12 protein-coding genes are annotated in these 12,426 nt (G+C 65.9%); 7 read left to right on the top strand and 5 right to left on the bottom strand.

Annotated elements, in window-relative coordinates; translation table 11 throughout:
• Positions 1-10: 10 nt before the first annotated feature.
• Positions 11-1,729: a methionine--tRNA ligase gene (gene metG / locus J7359_RS17850; RefSeq protein ID WP_209058637.1), complete on the bottom strand. Its 1,719-nt coding sequence runs from the start codon at positions 1,727-1,729 to the stop codon at positions 11-13.
• 564 nt (positions 1,730-2,293) lie between these two features.
• Here metG and J7359_RS17845 point away from each other — a divergent pair.
• Both J7359_RS17845 and nudC read left to right on the top strand, forming a co-directional pair.
• Entirely contained in the window at positions 2,294-3,019 is a 726-nt protein-coding gene (locus J7359_RS17845; RefSeq protein ID WP_209058635.1) for a hypothetical protein, read from the top strand.
• A 9-nt stretch (positions 3,020-3,028) separates the two neighbouring features.
• Positions 3,029-3,991 carry an NAD(+) diphosphatase gene (gene nudC, locus J7359_RS17840; protein ID WP_209058633.1) on the top strand — a complete coding sequence of 321 codons (963 nt, stop codon included), beginning with the start codon at positions 3,029-3,031 and terminating at the stop codon, positions 3,989-3,991.
• Between the two features lie 6 nt (positions 3,992-3,997).
• On the opposite strand, the gene J7359_RS17835 is transcribed toward nudC, so the two are convergent.
• The 3 genes from J7359_RS17835 to J7359_RS17825 all read right to left on the bottom strand — a co-directional run bounded on the left by J7359_RS17835 (position 3,998) and on the right by J7359_RS17825 (position 5,487).
• Positions 3,998-4,360, bottom strand: a complete 363-nt coding sequence (locus J7359_RS17835; protein ID WP_209058631.1) for an MliC family protein — start codon at positions 4,358-4,360, stop codon at positions 3,998-4,000.
• Between the two features lie 73 nt (positions 4,361-4,433).
• On the bottom strand, positions 4,434-4,862 hold the full coding sequence (locus J7359_RS17830; protein ID WP_209058630.1) for an NUDIX hydrolase: 429 nt from the start codon (positions 4,860-4,862) through the stop codon (positions 4,434-4,436).
• A gap of 13 nt (positions 4,863-4,875) precedes the next feature.
• Entirely contained in the window at positions 4,876-5,487 is a 612-nt protein-coding gene (locus tag J7359_RS17825; protein WP_209058628.1) for a GcrA family cell cycle regulator, read from the bottom strand.
• A 117-nt stretch (positions 5,488-5,604) separates the two neighbouring features.
• Here J7359_RS17825 and J7359_RS17820 point away from each other — a divergent pair, with 117 nt between their 5' ends.
• The 5 genes from J7359_RS17820 to J7359_RS17800 all read left to right on the top strand — a co-directional run bounded on the left by J7359_RS17820 (position 5,605) and on the right by J7359_RS17800 (position 11,437).
• Positions 5,605-6,423: an ABC transporter permease gene (locus tag J7359_RS17820; RefSeq protein WP_247740507.1), complete on the top strand. Its 819-nt coding sequence runs from the start codon at positions 5,605-5,607 to the stop codon at positions 6,421-6,423.
• Positions 6,424-6,580: 157 nt separating this feature from the next.
• Positions 6,581-7,753 carry an aspartate aminotransferase family protein gene (locus J7359_RS17815; RefSeq protein ID WP_209058626.1) on the top strand — a complete coding sequence of 391 codons (1,173 nt, stop codon included), beginning with the start codon at positions 6,581-6,583 and terminating at the stop codon, positions 7,751-7,753.
• Positions 7,746-8,222, top strand: coding sequence for a GNAT family N-acetyltransferase (locus J7359_RS17810; protein WP_209058624.1), 477 nt, complete (start codon positions 7,746-7,748; stop codon positions 8,220-8,222). Before J7359_RS17815 ends, J7359_RS17810 begins: the two co-directional genes overlap by 8 nt.
• Positions 8,223-8,341: 119 nt before the next feature.
• On the top strand, positions 8,342-9,268 hold the full coding sequence (gene argF / locus J7359_RS17805; RefSeq protein ID WP_209058622.1) for an ornithine carbamoyltransferase: 927 nt from the start codon (positions 8,342-8,344) through the stop codon (positions 9,266-9,268).
• Positions 9,269-9,445: 177 nt separating this feature from the next.
• A complete protein-coding gene (locus tag J7359_RS17800; RefSeq protein ID WP_209058620.1) occupies positions 9,446-11,437 on the top strand; it encodes a PhoX family phosphatase in 1,992 nt (663 codons plus the stop codon).
• A gap of 105 nt (positions 11,438-11,542) precedes the next feature.
• Here the strand turns inward: J7359_RS17800 and bla are convergent, their stop codons facing one another.
• Complete coding sequence (gene bla, locus J7359_RS17795; RefSeq protein ID WP_209058619.1) at positions 11,543-12,424, bottom strand: class A beta-lactamase; 882 nt, start codon at positions 12,422-12,424, stop codon at positions 11,543-11,545.
• Between the last annotated feature and the right edge of the window lie 2 nt (positions 12,425-12,426).

Genomic DNA, 12,426 nt, shown 5'->3' with positions numbered 1-12,426 from the left:
ACCGGGGGGATCAGGCGCGCGTGCCGCTGAACCGCTGTTCCCATTCCTCGCGCTGATCGTCGGTGATCTTGGCGAACAGCACTTCGGGCACGGCGAACTCGTGGCCGACAGGCAGCGCCGTCAGGGCCTGGGCCACGTCGTCCGGCCAGTCGCGCTGGTCACTGCGCATCGCCTGCAGCATCGCGTCGGCAGCGAACGGGATGAAGGGCGCGGACAGCACCGCGTAAAGCCGGATCAGGTTCAGCCCAAGCCGCACCTGCATGGCGGCCTTTTCCGGGTCGGTCTTGAAGGTTGACCACGGCGCGGCGGTCTGAAGATATTCGTTGCCCAGCACCCAGATTCCCCGCAATTCGGCCGAGGATTTGCGGATCTCCATCCGGGCCATGCTGTCCTCGTAGGCGCGGATGCGGGTTGTCAGGTCGGCGATCAGCCGCGTCTCGTCGGCGCCGTATTCGCCGCCCTCGGGAACCGCCTCGCCGAACTTGCTGCGGCAGAACTTGGTGATCCGGCTGACGAAATTGCCCAGAACATCGGCCAGATCCTTGTTCACCGATTGCTGGAAATTTTCCCACGTGAACTCGCTGTCGCCGGATTCGGGCGCGTGCGACAGCAACCACCAGCGCCAGTAATCGGCGGGCAGGATCTCCAGCGCGTGGTCCATGAATACCCCGCGCCCCTGGCTTGTCGAGAACTGGCCGCCGTCATAGGTGAGGTAGTTGAACGACTTGATGTAATCGACCATCTTCCACGGCTCGCCCGATCCGATCATCGTGGCGGGGAAGCTGAGTGTGTGGAAGGGCACGTTATCCTTGCCCATGAACTGGGTATAGGTCACGTCCTCGGCGCCTTCGTCGGTGCGCCACCAGCGACGCCAGTCGGCCTCGGACCTGCCATTCGCGTCGGCCCATTCGGCAGTGGCGCCGATATATTCGATGGGCGCGTCGAACCAGACATAGAAGACCTTGCCCTCCATCCCCGGCCAGTCCTGGTCGCCGCGCTTGACCGGGATGCCCCAGTTGAGATCGCGGGTGATGCCGCGATCCCGCAGCCCGTCGCCGTCGTTCAGCCATTTGCGCGCGATCGAGGTGGTCAGGATCGGCCAGTCCTTCTTGCTGTCGATCCACGCGGCGATCTGATCCTTCAGCGCGGACTGACGCAGATACAGATGCTTCGTCTCGCGCACCTCCAGATTGGTGCTGCCGGAAATGGCGCTGCGCGGGTCGATCAGATCGGTCGGGTCCAACTGCTTTGTGCAGTTCTCGCACTGGTCGCCGCGGGCCTTGTCATAGCCGCAATTGGGGCAGGTGCCTTCGATATAGCGATCCGGAAGGAAACGCCCGTCGTCGATGGAATAGACCTGCTTTTCAGAGACTTCGCGGATGTAATCGTTGTCCGCCAACTTGCCCGCCAGATGTTGGGTCAGCCGCCGGTTCCGGTCGCTGGAGGACCGGCCATAGAGGTCGAAGGACAGCCCGAACCCTTGGGCCAGATCGGTCTGCACCTTGTGCATCCGAGCGCAGTAATCGGCCACCGGTTCGCCGGTCTTGGCGGCGGCCAGTTCGGCGGGTGTGCCGTGTTCGTCGGTGGCGCAGATGAACATCACCTCGTGCCCGCGCGCGCGCAGGTAGCGGGCGTAAAGATCGGCGGGCAGTTGCGAGCCGACGAGATTGCCCAGATGCTTGATGCCGTTGATATAGGGCAGGGCAGAGGTGATCAGATGGCGGGCCATGGGGGGTGCGTCCTTTTCAGTCGGCGCGATATCTAGCCCTGTTGCAGGCCGAATGAAAGTGGCGGGCGTTGCTTGGCGTCACCGCGCAACGGGGCAGAACGGGCACTTGCCGCGATCCCCTGCAAATGCTGGGCCGGATGCCTGCACCGCCCGTGCACAGGCGCGGCACCGCGCGTGCACAGCCTGTACACCGCTTGCGAGCGTTGCGCGCATCTTGTGGCCAGCAGCAGACGCGCCGCCAGCGCCGTGCCCGTCGAAACCGCTGCTTCCTGTCTGCGCAATGTCGATGGTCGGGCCGCCTGGTCGCAGGCGCTGATCAGCAGGCCGATCCATGAATGGCGCGCCTGAGCAGTGGCCGGATCGTCGCGGGAGTATTGTCACATTGGTGTTACAATCCTGGGACGGTGTTGTCCCGCCAGCTATCGGGCGATAGCCATTCCGGATGCCCGAATTCTACAGTAAGGCCTTTGTCGCCCCTTCAGCCGTTTGTCAGAGAACATCTTTTGCCCGTGTCATGATGCGCGCGCGGCGATTTTCGCAATCCGGTGGTGCGACATGATCCGGTTGTCGCGACGTCTTACCCTCGGCACCGGGACCGTTTTCGGACTTAGCTGCATGATCGCGTTGCTGGTGACGCTGATCTGCCTGGTCTTCACCAATGATGTCTATGCGCTGTTCCACGAGGGCGGGCCGGTCGAAGGGATGTCGGCAGTCTTCTGGTTCATCGCGGCGCTGTGGCTGACGGTCCATTTCGTTCGCAGCGGTCAGTGGCGAATATGGCATACGGCGTTTCTGCTGTGGGCTGCCGGGATGCGCGAACTGGATTGGGACAAGGCCTTTACCCAGGAGGGAGTCCTGCAACTGCGCCTTTATTCCGGCGATGCGCCCCTTGTGCAGAAGGCCATCGGGGCGGCCATCGTCCTGTTGATCCTGGTGGCGGTGATGCGGCTTCTGATCTGCGACATGCCCGGTTTCCTGCGTCGTCTGCGCTTGCTGCGCGCAAATGAATGGTTGGTGGTCCTGGTGGTAAGCCTTCTGTTCGTCGCCAAGACCATCGACGGGCTGGGACGCAAGCTGGCGCCTTTCGGCATCGAGGTCACGGAGTGGGCCAGCGGGTTTGCCGGGCGCGCCGAAGAATCGATGGAGCTGTTCGCCGCAATCCTGATCCTGCAGGTGGTGGCCCTTTATGCCGGGCGCGAGGCCCCGCAAGAGACCCGGCGCGAGGCCAGGGCGTCACCTGGCAGGCAGGATGGATTCCATCAGCTTGCCTCGCCGCAGCGGTCCGGATAGGCAAGACGGATGATCCCCGAATCCGACGTGACCTTTGCCGGCAGTTTTCTGGACCGTGCCGACCGTCTGCGCGGGGACGCGGACTGGTTGTCGGCGCGGCTGGCCGATCCGGGCAGCATGGTGCTGCCATTCTGGCGCGGCAAGCCGCTGTTCGACCTGACCGCATCGGGGCCCCGTCTGGCGTGGCTGTCGGCGACCGAGGATCTGGTCGTGGACTGTCCCGAACCCACGGTCTTCATGGGGCTGGACGATGCAGGGGTCGCGCATTTCGCGGCCGATGTATCCTATCTGGCCCCGCCTGACGAACATCCCGCCCAGTTCATCGACGACCAGACGCTGGATCTGTCCCAGACGCGGAAATTCATCGAACTGCGCGCCATCATGGCCGATATCGACCATCGCGATGCGGGTATCGCGGCGGCGGCCAAGGGCATTTTCGAATGGCGGCTGACGCACGGATTCTGCGCCAATTGCGGGCATCGCAATCGGGCCAGCCATGCCGGCTGGCGGTTCGAATGCCCGTCCTGCGGGCGGCAGCATTTCCCGCGCACCGATCCGGTCGTCATCATGCTGGTGCTGGACGGCGACCGGGTGCTGCTGGGTCGGCAGTCGGGCTGGCCCGAGGGAATGTATTCGCTGCTGGCGGGGTTCATGGAGCCGGGCGAGACCGTGGAAGAGGCCGTCCGCCGCGAGGTTCTGGAAGAGGCCGGGATCGTGGTGGACGAGGTGCGCTATGTCACCTCGCAGCCGTGGCCGTTTCCGGCATCGCTGATGATCGGTTGCGCAGGGCGCGCGGTGACCACGGCGATCACGCGCGATCCACATGAGCTGGAGGATGCGATCTGGGTGCCGAAATCCGAGATCGCCGAGGCGCTGGAAGGCCGCCACGACCGGATCGCCCCGGCGCGCAAGGGGGCCGTGGCGCAGGTGATCCTGCGGGCCTGGGTGCGGGGGCAGATCGAGGGGATCTAGGCGGCCCTACTCTGTCGCGCCGGGATCGGCCGCGGTGCAGCTTTGCCCATCGCCGTCGGTTCCGCCCTCGGCCATCGCATCGCGCAGCGTGGCCTGATCGCCCTTGGTCCACCATTCGTACTGACCCGACACATAGCGCGCGCCGGATCCGGAAATGACGTTGACGAAGACGCGCTGCTGGCCATCGACCGGCAGCAGGGCAAGGTTGTTCGGCTGGGCGTTGATGTATTGAACCGGGAACGGTTCGCCGCCATCGCAGGAAAACTGTGCCGAGATCACTTGCGCGTCGGGGCCGAAGGGGATCGACAGGTTGATGTCGGCTGCGGCGGGCGTCGCCAGCGTCAGAAGGGAAAGGGCAAGGCGGATCATGGCATCGGTCCAATCTTGTGCTGTTTCCCCGATGCTGACCGCGTGGGCGGCCTTGCGCAAGGACTGATCGCGGTCAGACTGCTGCGTGGCGGGCGGCGGCGCCGCGCAGGATCGTATCGACATGCGCGGACAGGGGCAGGGCGCCCGAAAGGACGTGATCGACCGGCCACCATGCGGCCTCCAGCGCGTCATCGGCTGCCACCGGTTCGCCCGAGACATAATCGCACAGGACCGCGGCCAGCAGGAAATGGAACTGCAACACACCCGCCGGATCGCGCTGGATCAGATCCACGTTGTCCAGATAGCGGTGCGGCGTGGCGATCACGCCGGTTTCCTCGGCCAGTTCGCGGGCGGCGGCGTCAAGCGCGGTCTCGCCCGGATCGACATGGCCGCCCGGAAAGCCCCACAGCCCGGCGTCGGGCGGATTGCGACGGCGCGCCAGCAGCACCCGGCCGCCACGCAGCGTCACGGCCAGCGCGGCGAGGCGGGGGAAATGGGTCATCGCCCGCGTTCCGTCACCGACGGCGGTCGCGGCGCGAACTCATCGGCTGGAAGGCGACGCCGACATGGGCCTCGCAATAGGGCTTGCCGGGCTGGCTGGGCAGGCCGCAGAACCAGAACTTGTCGGTGGCCGGATCGCCGATCGGCCATTTGCAGGTCCGTTCGGTCAGTTCCATCAGGGTCAGCTTGCGGGCCTTCTTCTCGACCTCGCGGACCGAGGCCAGGGCTTCGGGGCTGATCTCGTTGGCCGAGGGTTGCGGCGGCAGGGGCTGACCGGCCGGCACGATCTGGCGGCGCGGCGACGGCGTGAAGGCGGCCTGAGTCGCGGGCTCTTCGGGCTCCGCCTCGGCGATGGCGGGGCCAGGATCGGCCAGCGGCTCGGCGCGCGTCGCGGTGGCGGCGGGCGCGGGCTTGCGCTCGACCTTCTTCTCGGGTTCGGGGGCGGGCGTCGCCGCCGCGGGCGCGGCCTCGGCCTCGTCGCTGCGGTTCGACAGGCCCAGGCGATGCACCTTGCCGATCACCGCGTTGCGGGTCACGCCGCCCAGTTCCTTGGCGATCGCGCTGGCCGACTGGCCCTCGCCCCACATGCGCTTCAGCGTGTCGACACGTTCATCCGTCCAGGACATGGCTGCCTTTCCGGGCGGGTCCGGGCCCGCCGCCATCTTGAAACCTGCGATTGACCCCGTCAGAAACGGGATGCCGAGATTTAGCCCCCGGGACGCAGGAATTCAAGGACCGCGCGCATGGACAATATCAGGATCACCGATCGCCCCGCCATGGGCGTGCGCCGCTTTGGCAGCGTCAACTGGCTGGGCCTGCGCACATTGGCCACCCGCGAGGTGATGCGGTTCATGGCGGTGTGGCAGCAGACGATCTTTGCGCCGCTGATGACGGCGGCGCTGTTCGTGCTGGTCTTTGCGCTGGCGCTGGGGCGCGGTCGGGGCGAGATCATGGGTCTGCCCTATCTGCAGTTCCTGGGGCCGGGCATCCTGATGATGACGGTGATCCAGAATTCCTTCGCCAACACCTCGAGTTCGATCACCTCGGCCAAGGTGCAGGGAAACATCGTCGATACGCTGATGCCGCCCCTGTCAGCGGCCGAGTTGCTGGCCGGATATCTCAGCGGGTCGGTCGCGCGGGCGGGGCTGGTCGCGGTGGTGATCGGCACCGGCATGGTGATCGTGACGGGCGCGGGCATCGCGCATCCGCTGTGGGCCATCGCCTTCGTGCTGATGGCCGCGCTGCTGCTGGGCGGGCTGGGGATCCTTGCCGGCATCATGGCGCAGAAATTCGACCAGATGGCGGCGATCACGAATTTCGTCATCACGCCGCTGTCGTTCCTGTCGGGCACCTTCTATTCGGTTCAGACCCTGCCCGAGCCGTTCCGCACGCTGTCGCACTGGAATCCGATCTTCTACCTGATCGACGGTGCGCGGTTCGGCGTGACCGGGGTCAGCGATGCGCCGCCGCTGCGCGGGCTGATCATCTGCGCGCTGGTCGTGGCGGCGATCCTGGCGGTCGGCTGGCGCTGGCTGAATTCGGGATACCGCATGAAACCGTGATTGCGCGACGCGCAAATCGGCGCTATGGGCTTTGCCATGATCGCATGGACCGCCATACACGCCCGTCCCCGACGTTGACGCCCGGCCTTGCCGGGATACAGTCACCGTCCGATCACGCCTGCCATCAGAATCTGTCATGCCATCCGGGGAACCCGCCATGATGTCGCACGTCCTGCCGACCTATAACCGCGCGCCGATCTCTTTCGAAAAGGGCGAAGGCGCCTGGGCCATCGCCACGGACGGCACCCGATACCTGGATCTGGGGTCGGGGATCGCGGTCAATGTGCTGGGTCATGCGAACCCGGATCTGGTCGCGGCGCTGACCGAACAGGCGGGGCGGATCTGGCATGTGTCGAACCTGTACCAGATACCGCAGCAGGAAAGGCTGGCCGATCTGCTGGTGGACAAGACCTTCGCAGACACGGTCTTCTTCACCAATTCCGGCACCGAGGCGGCCGAGCTGGCGATCAAGATGGTCCGCAAATACTGGGACCATGCCGGTGACCCGGACCGCATCGAGATCCTGACCTTCGAAGGGGCGTTTCATGGCCGGTCGACCGGCGCCATCGCGGCGGCTGCGTCGGACAAGATGGTCAAGGGATTTGGTCCGCTGATGCCCGGCTTCCGGCAATTGCCGTGGGGCGACATGGAGGCGCTGAAACAGGCGATCACCAAGACCACCGCCGCCGTCATGTTGGAGCCGGTGCAGGGCGAGGGGGGAATCCGTCCGATCGCCGATGAAGACCTGCGTCAGATCCGCGCGCTGTGCGACAGCGCCGGTGCGCTGCTGGTACTGGACGAGGTGCAATGCGGCGTGGGCCGGACCGGCCGGCTGTTTGCGCATGAATATGCCGGGATCGTCCCCGACATCATGATGGTCGCCAAGGGCATCGGCGGCGGTTTCCCCCTGGGGGCGGTGCTGGCGACCGAAAACGCGGCAAAGGCGATGGTCGCGGGCACCCACGGATCGACCTATGGCGGCAACCCGCTGGCCTGCGCGGTGGGCGCGCGGGTCATGGAGATCGTCGCGGACGATGCGTTCCTGGCCGAGGTGAACCGCAAGGCCGCGCTGTTCCGCCAGAAGCTGGAGGGGCTGGTTGCGGCCCATCCCGACGTGTTCGAGGGCGTGCGCGGACAGGGGCTGATGCTGGGCCTGAAATGCAAGGCGGCGCCCGCCGATCTGGTCAAGGCGGGCTATGCGCAGGAAATCCTGACCGTGCCCGCCGCCGACAGCACCTTGCGGCTGTTGCCGCCGCTGAATATCGGCGACGACGAAATCGCCGAGGCGGTGGAACGGCTTGACCGGGCTGCCGCAAGCCTGAATGGCTGACTTCAGCTTCCGGCCCGTCACCCGTCAGGATCTGCCGATGCTGGCGGGCTGGCTGGCGCAGCCAGAGGTTGCGGCCTGGTGGCGGGTCCCCGATCACCAGATCCGGCTGATCCGCGAGGATCTGGGCCATCTGGTCATGCGGCAGGTGATCGCCTGCCGCGCCGATGTGCCGCTGGGCTATGCCCAGTATTATCCGGCGCGACACTGGCCCGCGCCGCATTTCGCCGATCTGCCCGAAGACAGCATCGCCATTGACGTCTTCGGTGCGCCTGCGGGACGCGGGCAGGGCGGGGCATGGTTGCGGGAATTGGGCGATCTGCTGCTGCGCGAGGCCTCGACGCTGGCAATCGACCCGGCGTCCGACAATCACAGGGCGATCCGCGCCTATGAAAAGGCCGGGTTTGCGGGCGATCTGGTCCGCACGGATTCCGAAGGCCAGCCCGTTCGGGTGATGACGCGCCGACGATAACCCGTCTTCCTTGCCCCGATACGCTGGGGACCCGCGCGGAACGCGCGACGGGGGCAGCGCCCCCTTGACCCGCCCGCCACAAGCGGGCTTGCTGCAGAAAATCGCCGAAAGACATCAAGATGAAACATTTTCTGGACATCCACACCACCGCCAAGGACGACCTGAGGTCGATCATCGACCAGGCGCAGGCCATGAAGACGGCGCGCAACAATCGCCCCAAGGGCACGCCGGACGACGACCTGCCGCTGGCCGGGCGCATGGTCGCGCTGATCTTCGAGAAGCCCTCGACCCGCACCCGTGTCAGCTTTGACGTGGGCGTGCGCCAGATGGGCGGGCAGACGATGGTGCTGTCGGGGTCCGAGATGCAGTTGGGTCATGGCGAGACCATCGCCGATACCGCCCGTGTGCTGTCGCGCTATGTCGACCTGATCATGATCCGCACCTTCGAAGAGGCCACCCTGCAGGAGATGGCGGAATATGCCGATGTGCCGGTCATCAACGGGCTGACGAACCGCACCCATCCCTGCCAGATCATGGCCGATGTGATGACCTTCGAGGAGCATCGCGGCCCGATCGGCGGCCGCAAGGTGGTCTGGGTGGGCGACGGCAACAATGTCTGCGCCAGCGTGATTCACGCGGCGGGCCAGTTCGGCTTTGACTTCACCTTCACCGGCCCGCCGCCGCTGGACCCGGAACGCGAGGCGCTGGAATTCGCCCGCGCGCAGGGTGTCGGCGTGACGATCGAGCGCGATCCCGCACGCGCCGTGGAAGGGGCGGATCTGGTCTTCGCCGATACCTGGGTCAGCATGCATGATCCGCAATCGGCCAAGGAACGCCGGCACAACCAGCTGCGCGGCTACCAGGTGAACGAGGCGCTGATGGCCCGCGCCAAGCCCGATTCGCTGTTCATGCATTGTCTGCCCGCCCATCGCGAGGACGAGGTCACAAGTGCCGTGATGGACGGCCCGCATTCGGTGATCTGGGACGAGGCCGAGAACCGGCTGCATGCCCAGAAGGCGGTCATGCGCTGGTGCCTTGGGGTCTGATCCGCGACCGTTCCTTGATGCGCCCGCCGGTCCTGTCCGGCGGGTTATTCGGTCCGCGCGCCGCGTCACCAAAGCTTTGCGGCACTGTCGCCTGATCGTCACGCAGCTTGCCTAAGCGGATGGGGACCGGCCTGCGCATGACGTGGGCCGCGCCCAGCATCCAGCCAGGAGAGCGCCATGAAAGACGATCAGCCTTCCCGCCATGTGTTCCGGACCAGCCAGCTGGAACAGGCCGACGGACCCGGCCTGAACCCCACCAAGACCCCGACCATGGGCGAGATCATCGCCGCCCGCTTCTCGCGCCGCGGTTTCCTGCGCGGATCGATGGCATCGGTCGCGATCTCGGCCACGGTCAGCCCGATGGCGATCCTTGCGGCCGGCGACGCCCATGCACAGGGCGCCGTCGAAGGATCGGTGTTCGATTTCCCCGAGGTTCAGGCCGGTGTCGATGCCGATCATCACGTCGCCGAAGGCTATGACGCCGATGTGCTGCTGCGCTGGGGCGACAAGGTCTTTGCCGATGCGCCCGAATTCGACCCGACGAACCAGTCCGAGGCCGCGCAGGAACGCCAGTTCGGCTATAACAACGACTTCGTGGGCTTCATCCCGCTGGAGGGTGCCGACGATCACGGCCTGCTGGTCGTGAACCACGAATACACCAACGAACACCTGATGTTCCCGGGCATCGTCACCATCGAGGGCGACGAGATCGTCGTGGCCGAGGCAACCGAGGATCGCGTCAATATCGAGATGGCGGCCCATGGCGGCACGGTCATCGAGATCCGCAAGGTGGACGGCAAGTGGCAGCCTGTTCTGGACGGCGCGATGAACCGTCGCATCACCGCCAAGACGCCGATGCAGATCACCGGACCCGCCGCGGGCCACGCACGTCTGCAGACAAGTGCCGACCCGACCGGCACGGAGGTGCTGGGCACCATCAACAACTGCGCCGGCGGTGTGACCCCGTGGGGCACCTACATCATGGCCGAGGAAAACTTCCACGGCTACTTCACCGGCGAACTGCCGGCCGATCATGCCGAAGCCGCCAATTACGAGCGCGTCGGCGTTCCCGGCGGCAGCTATGACTGGGGCAGGTTCCACGACCGCTTCGACCTGTCCAAGGAACCCAACGAGCCGAACCGCTTCGGCTGGGTCGTCGAGGTGGATGTGAACGACCCCGAATCGACCCCGAAAAAGCGCACCGCCCTTGGCCGCTTCAAGCATGAAGGTGCCGAAAGCGCGCTGGCCAAGGATGGTCGCGTGGTCTTCTATCTGGGTGACGACGAGCGTTTCGACTATGTCTATAAATTCGTGACCGCGGGCACCTATAACCCCGATGACCGCGCCGCGAACATGGACCTGCTGGACGAGGGCACGCTGTATGTCGCGCGCTTCGACGAAGGCGGCAATGTCGAATGGCTGCCGCTGGTTCACGGCGAAGGCCCGCTGACTGCCGAGAACGGCTTTGAAAGCCAAGCCGACGTGCTGATCGAGACGCGCCGCGCCGCCGACCTGCTGGAAGCGACGCCGATGGACCGGCCCGAGGATATCCAGCCGAACCCCGAGACCGGCCGGGCCTATGTCATGCTGACCAACAACACCAAGCGCGAAGAGGCAAACGCCGCCAACCCGCGCGTGGAGAACGCATTCGGCCACATCATCGAGATCAGCGAGGATGGCGGCGATCTGGCGGCCCTGACCGGCAAGTGGGAAATCCTGGTCCAGTGCGGCGACCCCTCGATCGCCGAGGTGGGCGCGACCTTCTCGACCGAGACGACCGCGAATGGCTGGTTCGGAATGCCGGACAACTGCGCCGTGGACAGCGACGGGCGGCTGTGGGTGTCGACTGACGGCAATTCGCCGTCGGATACCGGTCGCACGGACGGGCTGTGGGCGATGGATACCGAAGGCGCCGCACGCGGCACCTCGCGGCTGTTCTATCGCGTGCCGGTCGGCGCCGAGATGTGCGGCCCGTGCCCGACGCCGGATCTGACGACCTTCTTCGTGGCGGTGCAGCATCCGGCCGATGGCGGCGATGACTGGGAAGGCTTTGGTCGTCCGTCCTATTACGAGGATCTGTCGACCCGCTGGCCCGATTTCGACGATGCGATGCCGGTTCGTCCGTCGGTCGTGGCGATCACCAAGCAGGGCGGCGGCAAGATCGGCTGATCCTGCCCGCTGTCACAAGGACGGGCGGCCGATGGCCGCCCGACGCGATACGAAAACCCCGCGCGGTGGCGCGGGGTTTGGTGTTTCTGCCCCGATGCCCGTCGGTCAGCCGCGGATCAGCGCCACGACATCGCTGCCGATCCTTTGCAGGGCGGCGTCGCGGGTGGCGAAGTCCGCGTCCATGTCGGACAGGAAGATCGTCACGATCCATGGCGCAGCATCATCGGGATTGATGACGGCCACGATGTCGCGGTTGTGGCTGCCGCTACCCGATTTGTCGAGGATCCGCCAGCCGGCGCGGGCGTCGCGGCGCAGAAGCTTGCCCGTCACGCCGCCATGGCGCATCCATTCGGCCAACTGATTGCGCGAGGCCGGGGACAGTGCATCGCCAAGCAGCATCCTGCGCAGCGATTCCGCGAAGGCCGCCGGGGTCGTCGTGTCGCGTGGATCGCCCGGCGCAAAGCTGTTCAGTGCGGGTTCGTACCTGTCCAGACGGCTGACCGGATCGCCCAGGTCGCGGAAGAACCCGGTGACGGCCTGCGGTCCGCCCAGATGATCGATCAGAAGATTGGCCGCCGTATTGTCGCTTTGGTCGATCGCGGCGAGGCAAAGTTCCGCGATCGTCATGTCACCGCCCACATGTCTTTCCGCGACCGGTGCATAATCCACCAGGTCCGATTGCCGAATCGGCAGATCCTGGGACAGCGACAGGCTGCCGACATCGGCGCGGGCCAGAACGGCGCCGCAGATCGGCACCTTGACCGTGCTGTTCATCAGGAAGCGTTCGTCGTCGCGATGGGACCAGGTAAAATTTGACCCGGTATCGACAATGGCGATGCCGACGCGGCTGTCGAACTGGCTTTCGATCTGCGCGACAGTGGCGGCAAGTGTTTCAACGGGTGTTTCGGCCAGCGAGGCGCCGGCCAGAGACAGGCCGAGGGCGAGCCCTGCCGCCATCTGCGACAAGGAATAGGCGGTCAACCGCATGG

It is taken from the genome of Paracoccus sp. R12_2 (assembly GCF_017744015.1).
Taxonomy (GTDB): domain Bacteria; phylum Pseudomonadota; class Alphaproteobacteria; order Rhodobacterales; family Rhodobacteraceae; genus Paracoccus.
Note: the sequence above shows the minus strand (reverse complement) of the source record. Positions and strands in the feature narration are given on the sequence as shown.